The organism is Mesorhizobium sp. WSM3873 (genome assembly GCF_001672445.1).
Classification (GTDB): domain Bacteria; phylum Pseudomonadota; class Alphaproteobacteria; order Rhizobiales; family Rhizobiaceae; genus Mesorhizobium.
Genome location: NZ_LYTM01000034.1, coordinates 159,414 through 185,804 on the forward strand (window position 1 = coordinate 159,414; position 26,391 = coordinate 185,804).

At 64.2% G+C, this 26,391-nt stretch carries 23 protein-coding genes; 17 read left to right on the forward strand and 6 right to left on the reverse strand.

Going from position 1 to position 26,391, the window contains the following annotated elements; translation table 11 throughout:
• Window positions 1-291: 291 nt before the first annotated feature.
• Both ilvD and A9K71_RS20420 read left to right on the forward strand, forming a co-directional pair.
• On the forward strand, window positions 292-2,016 hold the full coding sequence (gene ilvD, locus A9K71_RS20415; protein ID WP_066999948.1) for a dihydroxy-acid dehydratase: 1,725 nt from the start codon (window positions 292-294) through the stop codon (window positions 2,014-2,016).
• A complete protein-coding gene (locus A9K71_RS20420; protein ID WP_066999951.1) occupies window positions 2,003-2,830 on the forward strand; it encodes a tetratricopeptide repeat protein in 828 nt (275 codons plus the stop codon). The genes ilvD and A9K71_RS20420 overlap by 14 nt, the downstream gene beginning before the upstream one ends.
• A gap of 15 nt (window positions 2,831-2,845) precedes the next feature.
• Here the strand turns inward: A9K71_RS20420 and A9K71_RS20425 are convergent, their stop codons facing one another.
• From A9K71_RS20425 to erpA, 4 genes are all read right to left on the reverse strand, one after another.
• Window positions 2,846-3,121 (reverse strand): hypothetical protein, encoded by a 276-nt coding sequence (locus tag A9K71_RS20425; RefSeq protein WP_066999955.1) that lies wholly within the window; start codon window positions 3,119-3,121, stop codon window positions 2,846-2,848.
• A 79-nt stretch (window positions 3,122-3,200) separates the two neighbouring features.
• Entirely contained in the window at window positions 3,201-3,995 is a 795-nt protein-coding gene (xth, locus tag A9K71_RS20430; protein WP_066999958.1) for an exodeoxyribonuclease III, read from the reverse strand.
• A gap of 7 nt (window positions 3,996-4,002) precedes the next feature.
• Window positions 4,003-4,395, reverse strand: a complete 393-nt coding sequence (locus tag A9K71_RS20435; RefSeq protein ID WP_066999961.1) for a VOC family protein — start codon at window positions 4,393-4,395, stop codon at window positions 4,003-4,005.
• 9 nt (window positions 4,396-4,404) lie between these two features.
• Window positions 4,405-4,752, reverse strand: a complete 348-nt coding sequence (gene erpA / locus A9K71_RS20440; RefSeq protein ID WP_066999964.1) for an iron-sulfur cluster insertion protein ErpA — start codon at window positions 4,750-4,752, stop codon at window positions 4,405-4,407.
• Window positions 4,753-4,822: 70 nt separating this feature from the next.
• On the opposite strand from erpA, the gene A9K71_RS20445 reads away from it, so the two are divergent.
• From A9K71_RS20445 to A9K71_RS20500, 12 genes are all read left to right on the forward strand, one after another.
• Window positions 4,823-6,040: a deoxyguanosinetriphosphate triphosphohydrolase gene (locus tag A9K71_RS20445; protein WP_066999967.1), complete on the forward strand. Its 1,218-nt coding sequence runs from the start codon at window positions 4,823-4,825 to the stop codon at window positions 6,038-6,040.
• Window positions 6,041-6,100: 60 nt separating this feature from the next.
• Complete coding sequence (gene argS / locus A9K71_RS20450; RefSeq protein WP_066999970.1) at window positions 6,101-7,858, forward strand: arginine--tRNA ligase; 1,758 nt, start codon at window positions 6,101-6,103, stop codon at window positions 7,856-7,858.
• A gap of 103 nt (window positions 7,859-7,961) precedes the next feature.
• Complete coding sequence (locus tag A9K71_RS20455) at window positions 7,962-11,708, forward strand: SPOR domain-containing protein (RefSeq protein ID WP_066999974.1); 3,747 nt, start codon at window positions 7,962-7,964, stop codon at window positions 11,706-11,708.
• A 232-nt stretch (window positions 11,709-11,940) separates the two neighbouring features.
• Window positions 11,941-12,960 carry a beta-N-acetylhexosaminidase gene (gene nagZ, locus A9K71_RS20460; protein WP_066999978.1) on the forward strand — a complete coding sequence of 340 codons (1,020 nt, stop codon included), beginning with the start codon at window positions 11,941-11,943 and terminating at the stop codon, window positions 12,958-12,960.
• A 63-nt stretch (window positions 12,961-13,023) separates the two neighbouring features.
• Complete coding sequence (locus A9K71_RS20465; RefSeq protein ID WP_067000872.1) at window positions 13,024-13,824, forward strand: ScpA family protein; 801 nt, start codon at window positions 13,024-13,026, stop codon at window positions 13,822-13,824.
• The gene (scpB, locus tag A9K71_RS20470; RefSeq protein ID WP_066999981.1) at window positions 13,821-14,570 is read left to right on the forward strand and encodes an SMC-Scp complex subunit ScpB; all 750 of its coding nucleotides are present in this window, start codon (window positions 13,821-13,823) and stop codon (window positions 14,568-14,570) included. Before A9K71_RS20465 ends, scpB begins: the two co-directional genes overlap by 4 nt.
• 179 nt (window positions 14,571-14,749) lie before the next feature.
• Complete coding sequence (locus A9K71_RS20475; RefSeq protein ID WP_066999984.1) at window positions 14,750-14,968, forward strand: twin-arginine translocase TatA/TatE family subunit; 219 nt, start codon at window positions 14,750-14,752, stop codon at window positions 14,966-14,968.
• An 83-nt stretch (window positions 14,969-15,051) separates the two neighbouring features.
• Window positions 15,052-15,795, forward strand: a complete 744-nt coding sequence (gene tatB / locus A9K71_RS20480; RefSeq protein WP_066999987.1) for a Sec-independent protein translocase protein TatB — start codon at window positions 15,052-15,054, stop codon at window positions 15,793-15,795.
• Window positions 15,792-16,658 (forward strand): twin-arginine translocase subunit TatC, encoded by an 867-nt coding sequence (tatC, locus tag A9K71_RS20485; RefSeq protein WP_066999990.1) that lies wholly within the window; start codon window positions 15,792-15,794, stop codon window positions 16,656-16,658. Before tatB ends, tatC begins: the two co-directional genes overlap by 4 nt.
• A gap of 109 nt (window positions 16,659-16,767) precedes the next feature.
• Window positions 16,768-18,072: a serine--tRNA ligase gene (serS, locus tag A9K71_RS20490; protein ID WP_066999993.1), complete on the forward strand. Its 1,305-nt coding sequence runs from the start codon at window positions 16,768-16,770 to the stop codon at window positions 18,070-18,072.
• Window positions 18,073-18,076: 4 nt separating this feature from the next.
• Window positions 18,077-18,835, forward strand: coding sequence for a 5'/3'-nucleotidase SurE (gene surE / locus A9K71_RS20495; RefSeq protein WP_066999996.1), 759 nt, complete (start codon window positions 18,077-18,079; stop codon window positions 18,833-18,835).
• The gene (locus tag A9K71_RS20500; RefSeq protein ID WP_066999999.1) at window positions 18,832-19,485 is read left to right on the forward strand and encodes a protein-L-isoaspartate(D-aspartate) O-methyltransferase; all 654 of its coding nucleotides are present in this window, start codon (window positions 18,832-18,834) and stop codon (window positions 19,483-19,485) included. Before surE ends, A9K71_RS20500 begins: the two co-directional genes overlap by 4 nt.
• A 61-nt stretch (window positions 19,486-19,546) precedes the next feature.
• On the opposite strand, the gene A9K71_RS20505 is transcribed toward A9K71_RS20500, so the two are convergent.
• Window positions 19,547-20,260, reverse strand: a complete 714-nt coding sequence (locus tag A9K71_RS20505; RefSeq protein WP_067000875.1) for an outer membrane beta-barrel protein — start codon at window positions 20,258-20,260, stop codon at window positions 19,547-19,549.
• Between the two features lie 359 nt (window positions 20,261-20,619).
• Between A9K71_RS20505 and A9K71_RS20510 the strand changes: the two genes are divergently transcribed.
• Complete coding sequence (locus A9K71_RS20510; RefSeq protein ID WP_067000003.1) at window positions 20,620-22,146, forward strand: peptidoglycan DD-metalloendopeptidase family protein; 1,527 nt, start codon at window positions 20,620-20,622, stop codon at window positions 22,144-22,146.
• A 103-nt stretch (window positions 22,147-22,249) separates the two neighbouring features.
• Here the strand turns inward: A9K71_RS20510 and A9K71_RS20515 are convergent, their stop codons facing one another.
• Window positions 22,250-23,122, reverse strand: a complete 873-nt coding sequence (locus tag A9K71_RS20515; protein WP_067000006.1) for an ATP-binding protein — start codon at window positions 23,120-23,122, stop codon at window positions 22,250-22,252.
• A gap of 267 nt (window positions 23,123-23,389) precedes the next feature.
• On the opposite strand from A9K71_RS20515, the gene yajC reads away from it, so the two are divergent.
• Complete coding sequence (gene yajC, locus A9K71_RS20520; RefSeq protein ID WP_067000009.1) at window positions 23,390-23,728, forward strand: preprotein translocase subunit YajC; 339 nt, start codon at window positions 23,390-23,392, stop codon at window positions 23,726-23,728.
• Between the two features lie 55 nt (window positions 23,729-23,783).
• On the forward strand, window positions 23,784-26,339 hold the full coding sequence (gene secDF / locus A9K71_RS20525) for a protein translocase subunit SecDF (RefSeq protein WP_067000012.1): 2,556 nt from the start codon (window positions 23,784-23,786) through the stop codon (window positions 26,337-26,339).
• Window positions 26,340-26,391: the final 52 nt, after the last annotated feature.

Here is a 26,391-nt window from a genome sequence, read left to right on the forward strand (position 1 = left end):
GCTCCCGCAATTCCGCGAAGAAGGCCGGGCACCGCCCGGCCTTTTTCTATTGGGCAATCAACGGCCTGGGCTGGTTGGCCGATCCTGTGTTGCAAATTAGCTGCACAGCCGGCGCTTCAGACGATTGTGACGTTTCAGCAACAGTTTATGAACAACCCCGAAGCTAAAAGGCTAGCCGAGGGAACTGCCCATTTCCCGCCATAAACCCGGAGCAACTCGAGTAGGTCTCGGGACGCGTGCCAGGTTGGCCCGGCGATGGGACCGGCCGCGGGGTGTGCGGCAAGGACGACGATGGACGCCAAGGCAATCTCCAAGGCCAAGCTGCCCAGCCGCTACGTGACCGAAGGTCCGGCGCGCGCGCCGCATCGTTCATACCTCTACGCCATGGGACTGTCGGCGGCCGAGATCGCGCAGCCGCTGGTCGGCGTCGCCAGTTGCTGGAACGAGGCCGCACCCTGCAACATCTCGCTGATGCGCCAGGCGCAGGTGGTGAAGAAGGGCGTCGCGGCCGCCAATGGCACGCCGCGCGAATTCTGCACCATCACCGTCACGGACGGTATCGCCATGGGCCACCAGGGCATGAAGTCGTCCCTGGTGTCGCGCGAGGTGATCGCCGATTCAGTCGAGCTCACCATGCGCGGCCATTGCTATGACGCGCTGGTCGGGCTTGCCGGCTGCGACAAGTCGCTGCCCGGCATGATGATGGCGATGGTGCGGCTCAACGTGCCGTCGATCTTCATTTATGGCGGTTCGATCCTGCCCGGCAGCTACCGCGGAAGGCAGATCACCGTGCAGGATGTGTTCGAGGCGGTCGGGCAGCATTCGGTCGGCACGATCTCCGATGCCGAGCTGCTCGAGATCGAGCAGGCCGCCTGTCCGTCGGCAGGGTCGTGCGGCGCCCAGTTCACCGCCAACACCATGGCCACGGTCGCCGAGGCGATCGGGCTGGCCTTGCCCTATTCCTGCGGCGCGCCTGCGCCCTACGAAATGCGCGACCGGTTCAATTTCGCCTCCGGCGAAAAGGTCATGGAGCTGATCGCGAAAAACATCCGGCCGCGCGACATCGTTACCCGCAAGGCTTTGGAGAATGCCGCGACGGTCGTGTCGGCCACCGGCGGCTCGACCAACGCGGCACTGCATCTGCCGGCGATCGCGCATGAGGCGGGTCTCAAGTTCGACCTCTTCGACGTGGCGGCGATCTTCGAAAAGACGCCTTATATCGCCGACCTCAAGCCCGGCGGCAAATATGTCGCCAAGGACATGTTCGAGGCCGGCGGCATTCCGCTCTTGATGAAGACGCTGCTCGACCACGGCTATCTGCATGGCGACTGCATGACGGTCACTGGCCGCACTTTGGCCGAAAACATGGAGCACGTTGCCTGGAATGAGAGCCAGGATGTTGTGCGTCCCGCCAATCGGCCAATCACCAAGACAGGCGGCGTTGTGGGCTTGAAGGGCAACCTCGCCCCCGAAGGCGCGATCGTGAAGATCGCCGGCATGTCGGAGCTGAAATTCTCAGGCCCGGCGCGCTGCTTCGATTCGGAAGAGGAGTGCTTCGAAGCGGTCACGCAGCGCAATTACCGGGAGGGCGAGGTCCTCGTCATCCGCTACGAGGGGCCGCGCGGCGGTCCGGGCATGCGCGAGATGCTGTCGACGACGGCAGCGCTCTACGGCCAGGGCATGGGCGGCAAAGTGGCGCTGATCACCGACGGGCGTTTTTCCGGTGCTACACGTGGTTTCTGCATCGGCCATGTCGGGCCGGAGGCGGCGGTCGGCGGGCCGATCGGGCTCATCAAGAATGGCGACGTGATCTCTATCGATGCCGTGAATGGCACGATCGAGGTGGCGCTGTCGGATGCCGAACTGGCGGCCCGGGCCAAGAAATGGAAGGCGCGCAAGACCGACTATCAGTCCGGCGCGATCTGGAAATATGCGCAGACCGTAGGGTCGGCCCGCGACGGTGCGGTCACCCATCCGGGCGGCGCAAAAGAAACACACTGCTATGCGGACATTTGAGGTGTTGAGGTCATTTGTCTTGCCGGCACTGGTCGCGGTGGCGACCTTGGGCGCCGTCGGGCAGGTCATGGCCTTCGACGACAAGGTGTTCGACGACAAGACCGGGGTCAAGCCGCAGTCGAGCCCGTGGGCGGTGTTCCAGTTCGGCTTCTCCGCCTACAAGAACGGCCACAAGGACCAAGCGGTCGAGGCCTATAAATATGCCGCCGAGAACGGCCAGATCGGCGCCACCTGGAAGCTTGCGCGCATGTATGCCCAGGGCGACGGCGTGGCCCGCGACGACTATGCGGCCTTCAAGTTCTTCTCGGAGATCGTCGACCAGGATGTCGAGCCCGGCTCGCCCGAGGAAAGCTATGTCTCCGACGCGCTTGTCGCGCTCGGCGACTATCTGCGCAAAGGTATCCCCGGCAGCCCGGTCGAGGAGAACGAGGTTGCGGCGCAGGAATACTACATGCGCGCCGCCGCCAACTACCGCAACCCGAACGCGCAGTTCGAGATCGGTCAGATGTTCCTGAAAGGCGAGGGCGGCGTGAAGGCCAGCGTCAAGCAGGCCGGGCGCTGGCTGCAACTCGCGGCCGAAAAAGGCCATGCCGGCGCGCAGGCGACGCTCGGCAACCTGTTGTTCCAGAGCGGCAAGATCGTGCGCGGCCTGGCGATGATGACGGCTGCCTTGGAGCGTGCCCCGCCGGCGGATCAGCCCTGGATCCGCAGCATGCAGGAAGAGGCCTTCGCCGCGGCTGGCGAAGCCGACCGTCGCACGGCGATTTCGCTCGCCGACGACATCCTGACCAAGGGCAACAACGGCGACCAGTAGGCCGCAGCTTCGGCTTCAATTTTCGGTAGGTTCCGTCGGCGCCGTGATTGAGGTCGGGTGCAGTTTCGGCGCCTGATTCTCGCCGGGGCAGTCGTCCTGGACCTTCGTCCAGGACGTGTTGTTGAGAACCATGTCGCAGCGGGCGAGGTGACTTTCGCCGGCAATGGTCAGGCAGGCCGTCTCACCGAGCTTGAACGATTTGCCGTTGGCAAGGCACTCCGGGGCCGCGAGCGCCGGCGCGGCAAATGCCAGCGCAAGGCCGACCGGGCAAAGAACAAATCGGATCGCCATCGAACCCCGCAACAATCCCGCATCAGACACACGATTTGTGGCGACATCAGGGTTCGGCAAGAGTCCGCAAGCAGCGCCTTCAGGCCGGCTGCAAGCGCAGATCGATGGCCACTGGCACGTGGTCGGAAGGTTTTTCCCAGGCGCGGACGTGCTTTTCAACCGAGGCCGACGAGAAGCGGTTAGCGGCTTCGGGAGACAGCAACAGATGATCGATGCGGATGCCGTTGTTCTTCTGCCAGGCGCCGGCCTGATAGTCCCAGAAAGTATAGACATCCGGCGAATCGGTCACGGCGCGCACGGCCTCCGTGAAACCGAGATTCTTCAGGCGGCGGAAGGCCTGCCGCGTCTGCGGCTGGAATAGTGCGTCACTGCGCCAGTTTTCGGGGAACCTGGCGTCGGCGGGCTCGGGGATGACGTTATAGTCCCCGGCCAGCACCAGCGATTCCTCGAGCCTCAGCCGCTCTTCCGCCCAGCGCTCTAGCCTCGCCATCCATGACAGCTTGTAGGAAAACTTCCGCTCGTCATCGACTGGGTTGCCGTTCGGCAGATAGAGGGAGGCGACCCGCAGCGCGCCCTTATCGGTCGAGAAGACGCCTTCGATGAAGCGCGCGTGGTCGTCGGCATCGTCGCCAGGCAAACCGCGATTGACCTCGTCGAAGGGCAGCTTCGACAGGAGAGCGACGCCGTTGAAGCTCTTTTGGCCGTTGGTCTCGACATTATAGCCCAGCGCCTCGATCTCGGCCCGCGGGAACTGGTCGTCGACGGTCTTGATCTCCTGCAGGCACACGATGTCCGGCGCGCTCTCGGTCAGCCAGTGGGTGAGGTTGCCGATGCGGGCGCGAACGCCGTTGATGTTCCAGGTGACGATCTTCATGCGGACCTCAATGTTCTTCCGGCGCAAGGCGCTCGACGAGGCCGATCGTATTGCCTGCCGGATCCTTTAGAAAGGCCATCCATTCGCTTTCCCCCGCCGGACCGAACCGGCCCTCGGTGTCGCGATGGACCAGCGCCGGCGACGCGGTGAAAGGAACACCGGCGGCTTTCGCCTCGGCATGGAAGGCCTCGAGGCCGGCAATATCGAGATAGACGGTGCCAGGGGGCACGCCGTCGCCAAAGAACAGCCGCACGCCGCCCGCGATGATGAAGGCGATGCCCGGCGGATCGTAGCGCGCATGCACGCTCATGCCGAGCACATCGTGCCAGAAAGCCAGCGTTCTATCGAGATCGCGCCCGGCCGACAGCGCGACCTGACGGACCGCGCCTATCGTGGGCATGGCGGCCCGCTAGACGGAGAAGCTGGTGCCGCAGCCACAGGAGGCGACGGCGTTCGGGTTTCGAATCTGGAAAGACTGACCCATAAGGTCATCGACGAAATCGATCACCGAGCCGCCCATATAGACCAGCGAGAGGTCGTCGATGAGGATCGTGGCGCCATCCTTCTCGATGGCTACGTCGTCGTCGTTGCGACTGTCGACGAGATCGAACTTGTAGGAGAAGCCGGAGCAGCCGCCGCCTTCGACGGAAACGCGCAAGGCATTCTTGCCCGGCTCGCCGGCCAGAATCCTGGCGATCCGCTTCGCGGCCGCTTCGGTCATTTCGACCTTCATGGCAGTCTTGGCATCCGCGCCCATCGGCGTCACCTTGCTTTCGGTTTCCCATGATAGGTATGAAGCTGAGGGGGGCAAGTCAACTGGTGGGCGAATGGGCAAGGGTGCTCTCGGCGATATCGGTTTCGGCTACCGGCCGCGCGCCGTTTACGCGAGCGATCCGGCGCGCTCGCGCGGCCGCCTGTTCGATGAGCCGGAAAGTCCGACCCGGACGCCATTCCAGCGTGACCGCGACCGCATCATCCATTCCACCGCCTTCCGCCGGCTGAAGCACAAGACGCAGGTGTTCATTGCGCATGAGGGCGATCACTACCGCACAAGGCTGACGCATTCGATCGAGGTGGCGCAGATTGCCCGCGCCCTGGCACGCGCGCTGCGCGGCGACGAGGATCTGGCGGAGGCAGTGGCCTTGGTGCACGATTTCGGTCACACGCCTTTCGGCCATACCGGCGAGGAGGCGCTGAACGAAAAGATGGCCGGCTGGGGCGGCTTCGATCACAACGCGCAGTCGCTGCGCGTCGTCACCCGGCTCGAGCGGCGCTACGCCGAGTTCGACGGGTTGAACCTCAGCTGGGAGACGCTGGAAGGGCTGGTCAAGCATAACGGGCCGCTTACCAATGCAAGCGGGAAGGGGCTCAAGGGCGCCGTGCCGCAGGCGATCCGCGACTATTCCGCACTGCACGACCTCGAGCTCGACCGCTTCGCCGGAATCGAGGCGCAGTGTGCCGCGATCGCCGACGATATCGCCTACAACACGCATGACATCGACGACGGCCTGCGTGCCGGCCTGCTGACGCTGGACATGCTGGAAGACGTCGGCCTGCCGGGCTCGATCCTGAGTGGCGTGCGCGCCCGCTACCCGCAACTCGACAACGTTCGCACCGGCCACGAGCTGATGCGGCGGCAGATCACGCTGATGGTGGAGGATGTCATTGCTGCCGCTACCGCCAATATCGAGCGCCTCAAGCCGGACAGCGCCGATGCGGTGAGGGCCGCGGGTGAGACGATGGTCACCTTCTCGGCCAAGATGGCGGCAGCCGAAAAGGAGCTGAAGGCCTTTCTCTACAAGCATCTCTACCGGCATGCCGAAGTGATGCGCGTGCGGGCCGATGCCGAGCAGATCGTCCGCGACCTGTTCGATGTCTATTTCGCCGACCCGCGCGCCATGCCGGACGGCTGGCGCGAAGGGCTCGACAGGGCGCAGGATCGCATCAAGGCGCGCAGCGTCGCCGATTTCCTGGCCGGAATGACCGATACCTATGCGCTCAAGGAGCACAGGCGATTGTTTGACCATACGCCGGATTTGGGCTAGGGCGAGCCACGATTTTGTCGGCCAAGCAGCCGGTCCCTCTTAAAGCCCAGAGCATACCCGATGAATATCTTCGCCGATTTCAACGCGCGGATCGTAAGAGCCGTCGAAGCCCTTGATCTGAAGGACAAGGATGGCGGAGCGCTGGATCTGTCGCGCATCGCGGTCGAGCCGCCGCGCGACGCCAGTCATGGCGACCTTGCCACCAATGCGGCGATGGTGCTGGCAAAGCCCACCGGCCAGAACCCGCGCGCGCTGGCCGAGCAGCTGACCGCAGCGCTGCGCAGCGATGCCGACATCGCTTCCGCCGATGTCGCCGGCCCGGGCTTCGTCAATCTCCGGCTGAAGGACGGCTTCTGGCAGGCGCATTTGGCAGTGCTGCTCGGCGAGGGCCGCAACTATGGCCGCTCCAAGATCGGCGGCGGCCGCAAGGCCAACGTCGAGTATGTCTCGGCCAATCCGACCGGCCCGATGCATGTCGGCCATTGCCGGGGCGCCGTCGTCGGCGACACTTTAGCCAACCTGATGGCCTTCGCCGGCTACGACGTGACCAAGGAATATGTCATCAACGATGCCGGCTCGCAGATCGACGTGCTTGGACGCTCGACCATGCTGCGCTATCGCGAGGCGCTCGGCGAAGCCGTCGGCGAGATTCCGCCAGGCCTTTATCCAGGCGACTATCTGATACCCGTCGGGCAGGCGCTGGCCGAACAGTTCGGCCTCGGCCTGCTGGAGATGCCGGAAGACGAAGCGCTGGCGATCGTCAAGGATCGCACGGTCGACGCGATGATGGCGATGATCCGCGATGATCTGGCGCTGCTCAACGTGCATCACGACGTGTTCTTCTCCGAACGCACGCTGCATGCCGACAACGCCAAGAAGATCCGCGCGGCAATCGCCGACCTGACGCTGAAGGGTCATATCTACAAGGGCAAGCTGCCGCCGCCGAAGGGCGAGAAGCCGGACGACTGGGAAGACCGCGAGCAGACGCTGTTCCGCTCGACCGCGGTCGGCGACGACATGGACCGGGCGCTGGTGAAGTCGGATGGCTCGTTCACCTATTTCGCCGCCGACGTCGCCTATCTCAAGGACAAGGTCGAGCGCGGCTTCGTCGATCTCATCTATGTGCTCGGCGCCGACCATGGCGGTTACGTCAAGCGGCTCGAAGCGCTGGCTCGAGCGGTCGCCGGCGACACGGTCAAGCTCACGGTCCTGCTCTGCCAACTGGTGAAGCTGTTCCGCGACGGCGAGCCGGTCCGCATGTCGAAGCGGTCAGGGGATTTCGTCACGCTGCGCGACGTGGTGGAGGAGGTCGGCCGCGACCCGATCCGCTTCATGATGCTCTACCGCAAGAATGATGCGCCGCTCGATTTCGACTTCGCCAAGGTCACCGAGCAGTCCAAGGACAATCCGGTGTTCTACGTGCAATACGCTTCGGCGCGCTGCCACTCGGTGTTCCGGCAGGCGAGCGAGCAACTGGGCGAAGCGAATTTCGACCGCGACCGGCTTGTGGCCTCGGTTGCGTCGCTGACGGACGAGGGCGAAATCGGCCTGATCCGGAAACTCGCTGAATATCCACGGCTAATCGAATCCGCGGCGCTTGCGCTGGAGCCGCACCGGCTGGCATTCTACCTCTACGATCTGGCGTCGAGCTTCCACGCACACTGGAATCGGGGCACCGACAACCCAGACTTACGTTTTGTTAAGGTTAACGACCCACAATTGACGTATGCCAGACTGGGGCTGGTGCAGGCTGTTTCGGATGTTTTGACCTCCGGCCTGACGCTGATAGGAGCTGATGCGCCTACCGAAATGCGTTAGGTTTGACTAAAAAGCCTGTCACCTTTTGCCCACATTGCGCTGGTAAGGGCCAACCCTGCGCGACGTCCATGGCGTCCGACTGTGTGCGAGTTCGGGAACAATAATGGCAGACAGAACCCAGCTGAAAGTAGCCGCAAGCAATCACATCGCCGACGACGATCCGTTCGCCGAACTGACCCGCATCATGGGTTTCGATCCGCGTCAGCCGGTCAGGCCGCAGTCGCCGGCGGCCGCAAAGGCTGCGTCCGCGAACCAAGCTGCCGATGGGGCCGACTTCGACATCGACCTCGAAAAGGAGCTGATGGGCGACTTCGACATTGCCGAGGAAAGCGAGCCGGTGGCGCAGCAGGCTGCCCAGGCTGTGCCGGCCTACTGGGCTGCCACTCTCAGCGACGACGAGCTCGCCGCTTCCCTCGAACGGGATTTCGTCTTTGACGATGCGGCGGATCACGCCCATTTTGCCACGCCCGCTGTTGCCACGCCCCCTGCGCCGGAGCCGGCCGCGGACACGGCATTCGACGATGATTCCGACAAGGCGGTCGCGCGTTCGTTGGAAGTCTCGCCCGTGCAGGACGACCTTTCCGTCGATCAGGAAATGGCGGCCTCCCTGGATGAGGGCTTCTGGATCGACGACCAGCCTGACACGGACGAGAGCGCCGCCGCGGCCGCCGAGCCTGCTGTCCTTGCGCCTGCGGACGAGACGGCGTTCGACGCTGATTTCGACACTGCGGTCCAGATGTCGCTCGAGGACGAGTTGGCCTTCGATGACCGTGATATCGAGCAGCCCGAAGGCGCCGACGTGCAGCCGATCGAGGCTCACGCCGCTGTCGACCAGCCGATCGCCGCTGAAGACTACGAGAGTGGGTCCGATCAGGCCGAATTCGTTCGGGCCGCAGTTGATCAGGCCCATCTCGATCAGGCTCAATTTGATCAGGCCCAATTTGAGCAGGCGACGGCTGATATCGCCATGGATATCGATCAGCCGCAGCACCTGATCCTGGAACAGGAACTGTCGGTCGATGACGAGCCATCGCCGGCCCTCGAGGCGCCTGTCGAGGCCGAGCATTTCGCCGCCGATCCCGAGCCCGCCTTCGATCCCCAACCCGATCACGGAGCTGTAGCCGATCAGGTCTTCGAAGACGATTTCGAGCTCAGCTTCCGTGACGCGCTTGCCGAGGAGCCGGAAGGCCCGGCTGTCGATCCTGAACCGGTCGCCGGTCACGAGGCTGCGGCTGAAGAGGTCTTCGGAGACGATTTCGAACTCAATTTCGACAACGTGCCGTTCGGGGAACCGGAAGCGCCGGCTGCCGAGCCCGTCGCCGCGGCGGAGCCGTCAATCGCGGAGCCTGCTCCTTCTGTATCGGCACCGGTTCCGCCGGTTGCGGCAGTCGAGCCGGCTAAGCCGGCCGCAGGCGAGCGCAGCCTGGAAGACGAACTCAATGCGCTGCTTGGCGCCATGACGGCGCGGCCGATTCCGGTTGCGCCGGTCCCGGTTGCTCCTGTTCCGGCCGCCGCATCGGAACCGCGGTCGGTCGTTCAGCCAGCTGGCGACACCGACCAGAAGGCTGGCGTGGCCGATGAGCTCGATTGGGACCTCGACGCACGCAACGAGCCCGCCTACGGCACGCAGACCGCCCAGTCCGCCGATGCCGATCTCGATAGGCTGCTCGCCGGCGAACTCGACCGGCAGGGCTTCGAAGGCGCGGCTTCCGAACAGGATGCCGAACCCAGCATAGATTTCGATGACGAGGCTTTCGACGCCGCCTTCGCCAAGGGCATCGAGATGGACGCGCCGGTCGCGCCTGCCGAACCGCCAAAGTCGTGGAGCCGCGTGACCCCGGTCGCAGCGCCGGTGCACGCCTCTTATGCCACGCAGCCTGCGGCTACGGCGCCGCAAACCGCGGCCCCTGCCTACGAACCGGTGAAGGATTATTCCGCATACGCCAAGCCGGCGCCGCAGATGCCGACGCCTGCCTATCGTGCGGAGCCGGCGAAGGACTATGCCGGTTACGCCACGCCGGCCCCGGCGCCGCAGATGCCGACGCCTGCCTATCGTGCGGAGCCGGCGAAGGACTATTCCGCTTACGCCAAGCCAGCCGCGGCGCCGCAGTCTCGCCATCAGGAGGAAATGCCCGATGTCGAGACGGTCGACGTGCCGGAGCGCGTGGTAGCGTTGGCCGACGACCTCGACATTCCGGAGCTCAGCTTCGAGGAGGATCAGCCTGCGGCGCCTGCCTATGACGATCTCGATGCCGAGTTTGCCGGCCTGCTTAGCGAGATGAACGCAACCGAGATCGCTCAGGCGCCTGTGCAGAGCCGGGGCTATGAGGACGACTCCCTCAATGCCGGATTCAAGACCGGCTACGACCGCCGCGAGTTGCGCGCCGAGACGGCCGCTGCGCCGGCGACCCTGTCCCATTCCGCAGCTGCAAGCCAACTCGATGCAGACGATTTGCCCGGCAGCCGGCCGGTCTCGCAGGCGGACGACTTCGCCGTCGACGAACTTGACTACGATCCTGAGCTCGACGAGGCGATGACTGTGCCCGGCTTTGCCGAGCGCGAAGCCGCGAAGCCGCGAAGCCGTGGCATGATGCTTGCCGCGCTCGTCGGCGCCGTTGTGGTCGCGGGCGGTCTCGGCGCTCTCGCCTTCTCCTTTGGCGGCAAGGGCGGCAGCGAAGCGCCCGTGATCGTGAAGGCGGACAATTCGCCGATCAAGGTCAAGCCGCAAAATCCGGGTGGCACTGTGGTGCCGAACCAAGACAACAAGGTCTATGACGCCGTGGCCAAGGGTGGGGCGGCCAAGCCCGCCGAACCGGCGCAGCAGAAACTGGTGACCAATACCGAGGAACCTATCGACGTGGCGTCGAAGGAACCCCCGCAGAGCCGGATCGTCGACCTTTCGCCTGACGACACCGACGCCGCGCCTGGCACCAACTCAGCCGGCAATGCGGCCGCGGCAGCGCCGGTTCCGGACACAGCAGCTCCGGCCGCAGCCGCGCCGGCACCGGCCGAAGCCGCGCCGGCTCCGGAGGCCGCAGCGCCGGCACCGGACGCAGCAGCGCCGGCACCGGACGCAGCAGCGCCAGCGCCGGCTGACGCCCAGGCCGCCGCCCCCGCAACCCCACAGCAGGCCGCTCCGGCGCCGAAATCGGAAGACCGCATCGCCCAGGTTCTGCAGGAGGCAGACAAGGGGACCAACAACGATGTCGTCGCCGTGGCGCCGCGCAAGGTGAAGACCATGATGGTGAAGCCTGACGGCTCGCTGGTTCCGCGAGACGACCCGGCTCCCGCGCCGCAGGTCGCGGCGACCGAACCGATCGATCCGGCGCCGCAGCACGTCGCTTCCGCCGGGCAGGGCGATGCCCAGCCGACAGGCGCCGTCACGCCGGCAACCGATCAGGCTGCCGACCAGGGCGGTGATGACCAGAGCGATGCCGCAGCGGTGAAGCCCGCCGCCGCGCCGAAGACCGAAGCCAGGGTCCAGTCCGCCAACACGCCGGCGAAGGTGCCGGTGGCGCCGCCGCGTCCGTCCGATCAGCCGGTCGATATCGTGGGCGAGGTCAAGCCCGACCAGGTCGCCTCCATCGATCCGGCGGCGGCAGGCGGCGGCTCGTGGTCGATGCAGATCGCTTCGCAGCCGACGGTTGAAAGCGCCCAGTCCACCTACCAGGACCTGCAGCGCCGTTACGGCAGCGTGCTTGCCGGACGCACAGCCAACATCGTCAAGGCGCAGATCGCCGGCAAGGGCACTTTCTACCGCGTCCGGGTTCCGGCCCAGTCGCGCAACGACGCGATCAATCTGTGCACCAACTACAAGGCGGCCGGCGGCACCTGCTTCGTGTCGCGCTGATCATCTAGCACCGTTCAGAGCCGGCGCCGCCGCGAGGCCGCGCCGGCTTTTTCGTTGTGGACGGCTATCGGCATTCATGCGGCAGCGGTCAGGGTCAGTCCCTTTGCTTTCGCAAATCTTAGGGCGGTTCAGCGCCGGCAGAAACGCAGAACCGCATAACTCCTTGTTTTTGCGCAATTCCGGGCACAAAACGGTTACACATTGTTCCTGGAATTGCTCTAAGCTTCGATTCATGACCGAATCAAAATCCATGATCCTCGGCTGTGCCGGGAAATCCCTCACCGAAGATGAAATCCGCTTCTACGGCGACGAACGTCCTTGGGGCTTCATCCTGTTCGCGCGCAATGTCGGCGAGACCGAGCAGATCCGCGACCTGGTCGCCTCGATGCGCGAGAGCGTCGGACGCCCGGATGCCCCGGTCTTCATCGACCAGGAGGGCGGCAGGGTGCAGCGCCTGCGGCCGCCGCTGGCGCCGAACTATCCTGCAGGCGGAGCGCTCGGCGCGCTTTGGCGCGACGATCGCGAGGCCGGCCGCCGCGCCGCGTGGCTGCTCGCGCGGCTTCACGCCTTCGATCTGCTGCGCCACGGCATCACCGCCGACTGCCTGCCGGTGCTCGACGTCCCCATTGCGGGCGCCAGCGATGTCATCGGCGCGCGCGCCTATGGTATGGAGCCCAATGCCGTGATCGAGCTTGGCCGGGCTTCGGCCGAGGGCCTGATGTCGGGTGGCGTCCTGCCGGTCATGAAGCATATTCCCGGCCACGGCCGCGCCTTTGCCGATACGCATTTTGCGCTGCCGACGGTCGACACGCCCCTCGCCGAGTTGCGGCAACATGATTTCGCCCCGTTCAAGGCGCTCAACCACCTGCCGATGGCGATGACGGCGCATGTCGTCTACAGCGCGATCGACCCGGACAATCCGGCGACGACCTCGGCCAAGGTCGTCAACGAGGTGATCCGTGGCGAGATCGGCTTCGACGGGCTCCTAATGAGCGACGACACCTCGATGAAGGCACTTTCTGGGGATTTCCCGACAAAGGCGGCCGCGATCCTTGCGGCGGGCTGCGATCTCGTCCTTCACTGCAACGGCGTTTTCGAGGAAATGTCGGGGATCGCGTCGCGTACGACGGTGCTCGAAGGCAAGTCCTTGGCGAGAGCGGAGCGGGCGCTGGCCTATATAAAGGACCGCGACGTCGCGGACGAAAGCACCATACGCGCGGAATTCGCCACCTATTTCGACGCGGTGGCCTGAACCGAAGGGAAAGCAAGGCAAGTGGCGGAAACATTGGACAGCAAGGCCGCGAAGGCCGCACCGATGGACCGTCTGTGGGCCGAGAACGACGAGTCACGTCTGACCGGCGATCCGTCGCTCGTGGTCGATGTCGCCGGCTTCGAGGGCCCGCTCGATCTTCTGCTGCATCTGGCGCGCAACCAGAAGGTCGATCTCGCCCGCATCTCGATCCTGGCGCTCGCCGAGCAATATCTGGCCTTCATCGAGAAGGTGAGGGCGCTGAGATTGGAGCTCGCGGCCGACTATCTGGTCATGGCGGCATGGCTTGCCTTCCTCAAGTCGAAGCTGTTGATCCCGAAACAGCCGGGCGAAGAGGGCGAGAGCGGCGAGGAACTGGCAGCGGTGCTGCAATTCCGGCTGAAGCGGCTGGAGGCGATGCGTGATGCCGCTGCGCGGCTGGTCAACCGCAACCGGCTCGGCCGCGACGTCTTCGCGCGCGGCATGCCGGAAATGGTGATCGTCGAGAAGCGCAATGCCTATTCGGCCTCGCTCTACGATCTGCTGACCGCCTATGCGCAGCAGCGCCAGCGGCAGGCGATCAGCAACGTGACGATCGCCAGACGCGCCGTATGGTCGCTGAAGGACGCACGCGACGTGCTGGCACGGCTGGTCGGAACGATTGGCGACTGGACGGCGCTCGACAGCTTCCTGATCCAGTATCTGGCGGCGCCGGAAGAAAGGCGCACGGCAGTCGCCAGTTCGTTCGCCGCGACACTCGAAATGGTGCGCGAGGGCAAGCTGGAAGTGCGGCAGGATCAGGTCTTCGCGCCGATCTATCTGCGCGGCCGCGCACAAGGGGTCAAGGCAGTCGAGGTGGCATCATGAGTGAACGCGCCAACGCTTCGGTCATCCCGTTCAAGGTCGAACCGGAAGCCGAGATGGCCGAGCAGGGTTCTATCGAGAACCCCGCCGAGCGGCTGCAATTGTCGGAAGCAGTCCGCATGGCCGAGGCGATCATCTTCGCCAGTGCCGAGCCGGTCAGTGAAAGGCAACTGGCGGCGCGCCTGCCCGAGGGCGTCAACATCGCGGCGGCAATGGCCGATCTGCAGGAAATCTACGCCAAGCGCGGGGTCAACCTGGTGCGGGTCGGCGACGCCTGGGCGTTCCGCACCGCCGGCGACCTGGCTTTCCTGATGAGCCGGGACTCGGTCCAGCAGAGAAAGCTTTCGCGCGCGGCGCTCGAAGTGCTGGCGATCATCGCCTATCATCAGCCGGTCACCCGCGCCGAGATCGAGGATATCAGGGGGGTCGAGACCTCGAAGGGCACGCTGGACACGCTGCTGGAGACGGAGTGGGTCAGGATGCGCGGCCGGCGCCGCACGCCCGGCCGTCCCGTGACCTACGGTACGACCGACGCTTTCCTCGATCACTTCGCGCTGGAGGAGATCCGCGACCTGCCCGGCATGGAAGAGCTGAAGGGCGCCGGATTGCTCTCGACGCGCATGCCGTCCAATTTCTCGATGCCTGTGCCGCCGGCCGATCCGGACGCGCTGGCCGAGGACGAGGATGCGCTGACCGATATCGACCTCGAGGAGCTCGGATTGCTCACGCCGCGCGTCACCGAAGAGTGAGTGCGAAACCGATACGAATGGTTTATTAGCAGGGGCTGCGCGGATTCGTAGCAAGGCGCTCACGCCGAAAGTGCGTGACATCCGCTAGCCATTTTACCAACTTCATTGCGGTTGTGTTTGAATCCCCGAGCGAAAACGCATAGATCATCGCCGAGGGAAAACATTCGAGAGAGATTGTTATGGGTTCACTATCGATATGGCACTGGCTGATCGTTCTGGTCATCGTGCTGCTCCTGTTCGGCCGCGGCAAGCTGCCGGAGCTGATGGGCGACATGGCCAAGGGCATCAAGAGCTTCAAGAAGGGCATGGCTGAGGACGATACCGACGACAAGCGGACCGTCGAGCACCGCGCCGACGAGACCGTATCGCCGGGCAAGGAAAAGGTCAGCAAGAGCTGAGTCCGGTTGTTGCTTTGAGCATGTCGTTGTCCCAGAACCCTTTCGTGTTTTTGGGCGACAGGCTCTCGTTGGAATAGATTGCCATGTTCGAAGTCGGCTGGAGCGAGCTGCTGGTGATCGCGGTCGTCATGATCGTGGTCGTCGGGCCGAAGGATTTGCCCAACATGCTGCGCACGTTTGGCCGCACCGCGGCCAAATTGCGCGCCATGGCGGGCGACTTCCAGAAGCAGTTCAACGACGCCCTGAAGGAAGCCGAGCTTGACGATGTCAAGGACTCGGTCGACAGCCTTCGTGGGCTCAGCCCGATGAACGAAATCCGCAAGCAGCTCAATCCGTTCGAGCAGGCGGCGGCCGACGTGCGGGCCGGCGTCGATACGATGATGAAGCCCAAGCCGGCTTCCGATCAGGCGCCCTCGGATGCAACGACCCCGCAGCCTGCCGAGCCGCTGAAGAACGGCGCGACGGAAATCCCGGGCATCAACGGAACCGACGTCGCCCCGGCTGTGCCGATGTCCCCGCCAGCTGCGCCGATCTCCCCGGCCTTGACTGAGGCCTCTGTGACCACGCCCATTGCGGAGACCGCCGGGTCCGCCCAGCCGGCGAAAAAAGTGGCCGCGTCGAAGACGAAAGCCGCCGGTGCAGCGGCGAAAGCCGCATCGGCCAAGGCTCCGGCGCCTAAAGCCCCGGCAAAATCTGCGCCGGCGCCCGCAAAGGCCGCAGCGCCTGCTAAGAAGGCGGCACCCAAGGTTGAGGCCAACCCCGCGGCGAAGAAGCCGGCCGTGAAAAAGGCGGCCGATGCCAAGAAGACGGCAGGAGCCGCCAAGTGAGCGTCTCGGACAAGGAGAGGGAAGAGATCGAGAAATCCTCGGCGCCGCTGATCGAGCACCTTGTCGAGCTGCGCCGGCGGCTGATCTGGTCGCTGGGCGGCTTCTTCATCGCCTTCCTCGCCTGCTTCTTCTTCGCCAAGCGCCTGTTCAACCTTCTGGTCGTCCCGTTCAAATGGGCGACGCAATGGGCTGGGCTCGACCCGCACAAGGTCGAGCTGATCTACACGGCGCCGCAGGAGTTCTTCTTCACCCAGGTGAAGCTCGCCATGTTCGGCGGCATGGTCATCGCTTTCCCGCTGATCGCCACGCAGATCTATAAATTCATCGCGCCGGGTCTCTACAAGAACGAACGCAGCGCCTTCCTGCCGTTCCTGATTGCGTCGCCCATCTTGTTCCTGATGGGCGCCTCGCTGGTCTATTTCTTCTTCACCCCGATGGTGATGTGGTTCTTCCTCGCCATGCAGCAGGTCGGCACCAACGACCAGGTGCAGATCTCCTTGCTGCCGAAGGTGTCGGAATATCTCAGCCTGATCATGACGCTGATCTTCTCCTTCGGCCTGGTGTTCCAGCTGCCGGTGGTGACCAGCCTGCTGACGCGCGTCGGCCTTCTGTCGTCGCAAGCGCTGGCCGAGAAGCGCAAATGGGCGATCGTCATTGCCTTCGTCGTCGCCGCGGTGTTGACCCCGCCAGATCCGATGAGCCAGATCGGCCTCGCTCTTCCGACCATCGTGCTCTACGAGGTCGCGATCTTCACTTCGCGCCTGATCGAGCGCAGCCGGGAGCGCGACCGTTTGGCGCGCGACAGGCAGGAAGAGGCAGACAGCGCTGTCGCCGGAAAGACGCCGGACGCGCCGTCAACCTAGCGCTAAAACCTGGTCCCGGGCCTGAAAAACACGGCTGCCGGCTGCTGCTGTCTTGCATCGATCAGGGATGCGGTTTACGCCCTCGAACCTTACTCGAGGACGGAAAGCCATGCTTGACATCAAATGGATTCGCGACAACCCGAAGGCCCTTATCGAAGCGCTGGTGAAGCGCTCGTGGTCGGCTGAGGACGCCCAGTCCGCCGTCGAGGATCTGATCGCCAGGGACGAGGAGCGCCGCACCCATCTCAGCGAATTGCAGGTCAAGCAGGAGCGCCGCAATGCCGCTTCGAAGGAAATCGGCAATGCCATGCGCTCGGGCGAGGCCGTGCTTGCTGAAAAGCTCAAGGCCGAGGTCGGCGAGATCAAGGCGTTCATCCAGAACGGCGAGGCGCGCGAGCGCGAGCTCGACCAGGCGCTGAACGACGCGCTTGCGGTCCTGCCCAACGTGCCGCTCGACGACGTGCCGGTCGGCAAGGACGAGCACGACAATGTCGTCAAGCGCGTCGTCGGCGATGTGCCGACCCGCCCGAACTGGGTGAAGGAGCATTTCGAGATCGGCGAAGCGCTCGGCATGATGGATTTCGAGCGTGCGGCGAAGCTGTCCGGCTCGCGCTTCACGGTGCTGAAGAGCCAACTGGCGCGCATGGAGCGCGCGCTCGGCCAGTTCATGATCGACCTGCACACGACAGAGCACGGCTATGAGGAGATCCAGCCGCCGCTGATGGTGCGCGACGAGGTTCTCTTCGGCACCAACCAGCTGCCGAAATTCGAACTGGACCTGTTCTTCACGCCGCATGGCGACGGACGGCTGGGCCTGATCCCTACGGCGGAAGTGCCGCTGACCAATCTGGTGCGCGAGGAGATCACGCCGCATGAGAAGCTCCCGCTGCGCTACACGGCGCTGACGCCGTGCTTCCGCTCGGAAGCGGGCTCGGCCGGCCGCGACACGCGCGGCATGCTGCGCCAGCACCAGTTCTACAAGGTCGAGCTGGTGTCGATCACCGACCAGGAAAGCTCGCTCGCCGAGCATGAGCGCATGACGCAATGCGCCGAGGAGGTGCTGAAGCGGCTCGGCCTGCCGTTCCGCACGGTGACGCTCTGCACCGGCGACATGGGCTTTGGCGCACGCAAGACCTACGACATCGAGGTCTGGCTGCCGGGCCAGAACGCCTATCGCGAAATCTCGTCCTGCTCGGTCTGCGGCGACTTCCAGGCGAGGCGCATGGATGCCCGCTACAAGGACAAGGACGGCAAGGGCAACCGGTTCGTGCACACGTTGAACGGCTCCGGCACCGCGGTCGGCCGCGCTCTCATCGCCGTCATCGAAAACTACCAGAATGAGGACGGCGGCGTAACCATTCCTGAAGTGCTGCGGCCTTACATGGGTGGTCTTGCCAAGATCGAATCGAAATGAGTTCATGCGCATCCTGCTGACCAATGATGACGGCATCCACGCCGAAGGCCTTGCGTCGCTCGAGCGCATCGCCCGAACGCTCTCGGATGATGTCTGGGTGGTGGCGCCCGAGCAGGACCAGTCCGGCTACGCGCATTCGCTTTCGATTTCGGAACCGCTCAGGCTGAGGAAGGTCGGCGAGAAGCATTTCGCCGTGCGCGGCACGCCGACCGACTGCGTCATCATGGGCACGAAAAAGATCCTCCCCGGGCCGCCTGACCTCATCCTTTCGGGAGTCAATTCCGGCGCCAACATCGCCGACGACGTTACTTATTCGGGCACGGTTGCCGGCGCCATGGAGGGGGCGCTGCTCGGTATCCGTTCGATCGCGGTCAGCCAGGCCTATTCCTATCTGGGCGAGGACCGCGTCGTCCCTTACGAGACGACCGAAGCGCTGGCGCCGGCGCTGCTCGAAAAGCTGATCGCAACGCCGCTGCCGGAAGGCGTGCTGCTCAACGTCAATTTCCCGAACTGCGCACCCGACGAAATCGAGGGCACGGTCGTCACCGCGCAGGGCAAGCTCGTGCACAGCCTTTGGGTCGACGAGCGCCGCGACGGTCGCGGTCTGCCTTATTACTGGCTGCGCTTCGGTCGGGAGCCGGTCGAAGGCAAAAAGGGCACCGATCTTTACGCGCTGCGCAACCGGCTGGTGTCGGTGACGCCGCTGCACCTCGACCTCACCGCCCATGAACTCCGCGACCAGCTGACCAAGGCGCTGTCATGACCATGGCTATCGACGACCGTGAAGGTTTCGCCGCTTTCCTGCTGCGGCTGCGCGGCAGGGGCACGGCGCCGAAGGCACTGGTCGCTGCTTTCGAGGCGACGCCGCGGCGCGGCTTCCTATCCGCGCAGTTCCATTCGATCGCCTGGTCGGAAGGCATGCTGCCGATCGAATGCGGCGAGGCGATCGAGGGCGCGGACCTGCAGGCGGCGGTGGTTGCGGCTTTGGCCATCGAGCCGGGCAACCGCGTGCTCGAGATCGGCACCGGGTCCGGCTATACGGCAGCCGTGATGTCCAGGCTTGCCGCGCGCGTCGTCAGCGTCGACCGCTACAAGACCTTGACCGAGCAGGCAAAGCAGCGATTCGAGGCGCTCGGCATCAGCAATGTCATCGTACGCCAGGCCGACGGCTCCAACGGCCTGCCCAACGAAGGGCCGTTCGACCGCATCATCGCCTGGGCGGCCTTCGAAAGCCTGCCGCGCTTCCTGCTCGATCAATTGTCGAGCGGTGGCGTCGTCATCGCGCCGATCGGCCCGGAGGAGGGCGAGCAGGTGCTGGCCAAGCTCACCAAGGTCGGCAGCCGTTTCGAGCGCGAGGACATCGGCATGGTGAGGCTGCAGCCGGTCCTGCGCAGCGTTGCCGCGGTGATCTAGCGCGCCAGCCCTGCGATCGACGGCTAACCGCGTCGAACGCGCCTGCGACCCATCACTGTAGTCAGCCACCCCAGCGGTAGTTCAGGTGCAAACCAACGAGATCGACATCCTGATCGATGCGCTCGGTGCTGAAGGGGCCCCCGGGCGCGCCAACGACCGTGAAGGTGGTGGTCTTGTCGGGCATGAACAGGTGATCGTATTCGATCGCGAGTGACCAATTCGGGGCAAAGCCATATTCAAGACCGGCACCCAAGGCACCGCCCCAGCGGGTCTGATCGTCTGTCTCGCCGGCGGGCGTGTCGGGTGAAAAGAAAACATCGAAACGGTCGTGAGTCACGGCCGCGCCTCCCTTGACGTAGAATAGGGCGTTGTCGACGCTGTACCCGACTTGGGCGGTCAGCAAGCCAAACCAGTCGACATGGGACCGATTTATGAAGACGGGAACAACGATGTCGACGTTGGAACCTTTCAAATCGGCCCAATTCCCTTGAGCCTCCAGGCCGAAGACCCAATCGCTGCGCTGCCAGCGGTAGCCGAGCTGAGAGCCGGCCGTCCCGCCGGTGGCGTTATGACAACCTTCGCTGCCAAAAAACGCTGAGGTCCAGCAGGAGTGGCTCGAGCCCCAGCCGCCATTGGCGCCGATGTAAAAGCCGCTCCAATCATACCCAACGTCGGTCTTCGTAGGGACAGGAACGGCGAGATCGGCGGCGGACGCGTGCGCAACGGCGCTTAGAGCAGCAGCAAAAGCCGCTGCGGCGATCAGAACTCGTTTCATCAGGGTACCCCTCCCGGTTGCATCCACGTTAGCCGAACTCAACCGAAAAATGCTGTTACCTCGGCGCAACAGCAAGGATATTTCCAGAAGCCTGGACGATTCTGGCAGGCACCGCTTTGGCAGCGCAGGCGTGGTCAAGTGAGGGTGGTGCCGCTGCTCGCCCGGTCTCATTTCGTGCGCTTCGCCGGCTCCCGAGACGTCCCTCTCGTCTCGATCGGCACGATCTGTCCGGACTTCGTCGCGCCTGTCGAAAAATGTTTTAAGAAAATTTTCGGCGGATTCTAATGGGTTAACCGGCCAGTAACATTAACGCGCTTTAATCATGACCAGTTTGTACCGGGTCTGTGCGGGTTAGTGCGATGCAATTCAATGGTTTGAAGGCAAACGGACGCAATCTGGCGCGCGGCTGCGCCGTCCTCATGATCGCCGGTGCCGCGGCAGGCTGCAGCTCCCAGGCGATGCGCTTCAATGGTGTCGACGACGTCTTCACATCGTCCACCAACAATCAGCGCGCCATCATCAACAAGCAGAATGTCGACCAGCCCTATCCGGGCGATACGGTCGCGCCGGCGCCTGTCGACGGCAGTCACACCCAGTCCGTGAGTCGCTCCAGTCTCGAGCCGGTGACGTCCCAGCAATTGCCGCCGCCCTCGGCGCCGGCCGCCGCCAAGCCGATGCGCACCGCCTCGGCCCCGGCACTCGCGCCGGCGCCTGCCGCGCCGCATCTGGACAGGACGGCCACCAATACAGTCGCCCCGGCCGCGAAGCCGTTCAAGACCGCCGAGCCCGACGCGGTGCGCAACGCAAGCGCGGCGCCGCACGCGACCGAGATCGTGGTGAGGGAAGGCGAGACGATTTCCGGTCTGGCCCGCCAATATCATGTGCCGGCCGATGTGATCATCAAGGTCAATGGGCTCGATGCCAGCAAGGGCATCAGAACCGGCCAGAAGATCGTCATTCCGGCCTATGCCTATTCGAGCAAGGGCGGGCCGAAGGTTGCCGACGGCACCAAGCCCGCCAACACGCCGAAGCAGCCCGCCGGCGCGCCGGAGAAGGTTGCCGTGCTGCCGCAGCAGCCAAAGCTCAAGGACGGCAAATCCCTCGCGCAGGTCGATGCATCGGCGGCGGCCAGCGGTTCGAAGAACGCCACGCCCGCCCAGATGGCCGAGGCAAAGCCGGCCGGCGCCGGCGGTACCTACACCGTTCAGCAGGGCGATTCCCTGTCTTCGATCGCCCGCAAGACCGGCGTCGGCGTCACGGCGCTCAAGCAGGCCAACGGCATGAAGGACGGCCTCTTGAAGATCGGCCAGACGCTCAAGGTTCCGGCCGGCGGCACCGTTGCCGTCGCTGCCGCGAAGCCTGTCGCGACCAAGCCGACCGTCGATCCGGTGACGACGGCAACCACGCAGCCGCCGGCAAAGACCACACCGTCGGAGACGCTCGCCTCCTACACGCCGCCGAAGAAGGACGCCAAGGTCATCCAGCAGGCCGAGGACGACGATGCAGTGGCGCCGGATGCGACCGGCATCGGCAAGATGCGCTGGCCGGTGCGCGGCCGCGTCATCTCCGGCTTCGGCTCCGGCAAGGACGGGGTCGACATCGCGGTGCCGGAAGGGACGCCGATCAAGGCGGCCGAAAACGGTGTCGTCATCTATGCCGGCGACGGTCTCAAGGAGTTCGGCAACACGGTGCTGGTGCGCCACGAGAACGGCCTGGTCACCGTCTACGGCCACGCCAGCTCGATCGAGGTGCAGCGCGGCCAGAAGGTCAAGCGCGGCCAGGAGATCGCGCTGTCCGGCATGAGCGGCACCACGGACTCGCCGAAGCTGCACTTCGAGGTGCGCAAGAACTCTGCCCCGGTCGATCCGAGCGGCTATCTCGAATAGAACAAGAATAAATTGCGGGCCGCCTGACCTCCAGTCCGGCCCGCCGGCTTCAGCCCGCTCCGCCAGGAGCGGGCTTTTTCAGTGCAGCCGGTGATATGGGCTATCAGTCCTTAAGCGGCTTGCCGAGCCGTCCGGCAAGATCCTGGGTGAACTGCCAGGCGACGCGGCCGGAGCGGCTGCCGCGCGTCGTTGCCCATTCCAAGGCTTCCGCGCGCAACGTCTCGGGATCAATCGCGAGGGCATGGTAACGGACATAGCCGTCGATCATGTCGAGATATTCGTCCTGCGAGCACTTGTGGAAGCCGAGCCACAGGCCGAAGCGGTCGGAGAGCGAGACTTTTTCCTCCACCGCTTCCGACGGGTTGATGGCGGTCGAGCGCTCATTGTCGATCATATCGCGCGGCAGCAGGTGCCGACGGTTCGACGTGGCGTAGAAGATGACGTTGGCCGGGCGGCCCTCGACGCCGCCTTCGAGCGCCGCCTTGAGCGACTTGTAGGAAGTGTCCTCATGGTCGAAGGAAAGGTCGTCGCAAAACAGGATGAAGCGGTAGGGCGCCGCCTTCAACAGGCTCATCAGCTTGGGCAGGGTGTCGATGTCCTCGCGATGGATCTCGATCAGCTTCAGGGGCCGGTCAAGCTTGTCCGAGGCATTGACCTTGGCGTGCACGGCCTTGACCAGCGACGACTTGCCCATGCCGCGCGCGCCCCAGAGCAGCACATTGTTGGCGGCGAAGCCGGACGCGAAGCGCTCGGTGTTGTCGAGCAGGATGTCGCGGACCCGGTCGACTCCGCGGATCAGGCCGATGTCGACGCGATTGACCTTGTGGACCGGCTCCAGGCAGCCGGGATCGGCCTGCCAGACGAAGCAATCGGCCGCGCCGAGGTCGGTCTCGGGAACCGGTGGCGGGGCGAGACGGGAGACCGCATCGATCAGGCGGTCGAGCTTTTTGTTCAGGGCATCCAGGCTATCGGTCATTTCCGGTCTTTTTAACTTGGCAATCACGGAACGTGAAACGGATCCGCGGCTGCGCACCAAGAACCAACTGCAAGCTTCTGTTGTAGCACGATCTTTTCGGCCGGCTCCAACCGGCTTCAGACTGCGACGCTCTAGCACGCGCCAAACGGCTGGAAAAGCAACGGATTCGGCGGGTCGCGCAGTTGCATTGGCAACTTTACCGACTATATTCCGGCCAAAATTTCGCGGGGCCGTCCCGGCGGTATTTCACCATCCAGGAGTTTCTTGATGTTCGTCACACCGGCATACGCCCAAGGCGTCGGCACCTCGCCCGATATGTTCATCAGCATTTTGCCGTTTGTCCTGATTTTCGTGATCATGTATTTTCTGATCATCAGGCCGCAGCGCACGCAGCTGAAGAAGCGCCAGGAAATGCTGGCCGCAGTGCGCCGCGGCGATACGGTGGTGACCGGCGGCGGCTTCGTCGGCAAGGTGACCAAGGTGATCGACGACAATGAGCTGGAGATCGACCTTGGCGGCGGGACCAAGGTGACGGCGCTGCGCTCAACGATCTCCGACGTGCGGGTCAAGGGCGAGCCGGTGGCGAACCAGAACGCCAAGAAGTAATCACCACCTCGATGGCGGAACGCTGCCGCTTGTACGCCTGAACGGATAAGAACTAATGCTTTATTTCTCGCGCCTGAAGATGATCCTGATCTGGCTGGCCGTGGCCGTGACAGTGGTCCTCGCCGCGCCCAACCTGTTTCCGGCAAGCATGCTGGCGCAACTGCCGAGCTGGGTGCCAAAGCGGCAGATGACGCTCGGCCTCGACCTTCAGGGCGGCTCGCACATCCTGCTTGAAATGAATCAGAACGATCTGATCAAGGATAGGATGGAGACGACGCGCGACGAGATCAGGACGCTGCTGCGCGAGGCCAATCCCAGGATCAACTACACCGGCCTTTCCGGCTCCGGCCGCACCGTGCAGGTTCGCATCACGGACCAGGCTCAACTCGACCAGGCCAAGAAAGTCCTGAAGCCGCTGACCGATCCGGTGGCGGCGGGACTGTTCAGCGGCGGCTCCATCCAGGAAATGTCGCTGGATGACTCCGAGCCCGGCCTGCTCAAATTCACGGTCACCGACGCCGGCCTGAAATACCGCACCTCGACGGCTCTGTCGCAGTCGATCGAAGTGGTCGAGCGGCGCGTCAACGAGCTCGGCACGACCGAGCCGATCGTGCAGCGGCAGGGCGACGACCGCATCCTTGTCCAGGTGCCGGGCCTGCAGGATCCGCAGCGACTGAAGGAAATCCTCGGGCAGACCGCCAAGCTGACCTTCCAGATGGTCGACCAGTCGATGCCTGTGCAGGATGCGCTGAAGGGCCGTCCGCCCGCGGGCTCTTCCGTCCTGTACTCGCAAGACGATCCGCCCGTCCCGTATCTCATCGAAAACCGCGTCATCGTTTCCGGCGAAAATCTGGTCGACGCGCAGGCGACCTACAATTCGCAGACCAACGAGCCGGTGGTTTCGTTCCGTTTCGATTCCAAGGGAGCGACACGGTTCGGCCAGGCGACGGCGCAGAATGTCGGCAAGCTGTTTGCCATCGTCCTCGACAACCAGGTGATTTCGGCGCCGCAGATCCGTGAGCCCATCCTGGGCGGTACCGGGCAGATTTCCGGCAATTTCACCCCGCAGAGCGCCAATGACCTTGCCGTGCTGCTGCGCGCCGGCGCGCTGCCGGCAACGCTGACGGTCATCGAAGAGCGCACCGTGGGTCCAGGCCTCGGCCAGGATTCCATTCATGCCGGCAAGGTGGCGGGCGTGATCGGTTCGATCCTCGTCGTCGCCTTCATGTTCGTCGCCTACGGCTTCCTCGGCTTCCTCGCCAACATCGCTCTGGCTGTCCACGTGGCGATGATCGTTGCGCTACTGTCGCTGCTGGGCGCCACGCTTACTTTGCCCGGTATCGCCGGCATCGTGCTCACCATCGGCATGGCGGTGGACTCCAACGTTCTGATCTATGAACGCATTCGAGAGGAGCGGCGACTTGGCCGCTCGGTGATCCAGTCGATCGACACCGGCTTCGCCAAGGCGCTGGCAACGATCGTCGATTCCAACGTCACCTCGCTGATTGCCACCGTGGTGCTGTTCTGGCTGGGCACAGGACCGGTCAAGGGTTTCGCCATCACCTATGCGATCGGCATTCTGACCACCGTCTTCACCGCCTTCACCTTTACCCGCATGCTGGTGTCGATCTGGCTGCGTCGCGCCCGTCCGAAGGAATTGCCGCGCGCGCCGGTCACCTTCATTCCGCCCGGCACCAGGATCCCATTTATGGGTATCCGCCGCTGGACGTTCGCTTTGTCCAGCATCTTGTCGATCCTGTCAGTTGTCGGGTTCCTCACCATCGACATCAATTACGGCATCGACTTCAAGGGCGGCTCGATGATCGAGGTGCAGTCCAAGCAGGGCGACGCCGATCTCGGTGACATCCGCAACAGGCTCTCCGAGCTCAACATAGGCGAGATCCAGGTGCAGCAGTTCGGCGCGCCGAACGACGTTCTGATCCGCGTCGGCACGCAGGACGCCGGCGAGAATGCCGAGCAGACCGTCATCGACAAGGTGCGCGGCGAACTGCAGGACCAGTACGACTTCCGCCGCGTGGAGGTGGTCGGACCGACGGTCTCCGGCGAGCTCGCCAAGCAAGGCACGATCGCCATGCTCATCGCGCTGGTCGGCATCCTGCTCTATGTGTGGTTCCGCTTCGAGTGGCAGTTCGCCGTCGGCGCCATCATCGCCACGGTGCACGATGTGGTGATGACCATCGGCTTCTTCGTCATAACCGGACTGGAATTCAACCAGTCGTCGCTCGCGGCGATCCTGACCATCATCGGCTACTCACTCAACGACACCATCGTCGTCTATGACCGCGTCCGCGAAGACTTAAGAAAATACAAGAAGATGCCGTTGCCGCAGCTGTTGAACAACGCCATCAACGAGACGCTGTCCAGAACCACGCTGACCTCGGTGACCACCATCCTTGCGCTGTTGGCACTGGTGCTGTTCGGCGGCGAGGTGATCCGCTCCTTCACGCTGGCGATGCTGTTCGGCGTGGTGTTCGGCACCTATTCGTCGATCTTCATCGCCGCGCCACTGCTGATCCTCTTCAAGCTCAGGCCGCAGGCCGCAACCGCCGAAGAGACCAAGCCGGCGAACGGCAAGGCCGTGGCGACCTGAAGCCGTCAGAGCCGGATGATCTCAGGTCGAGTCGACCTGAGATCTGAATCCG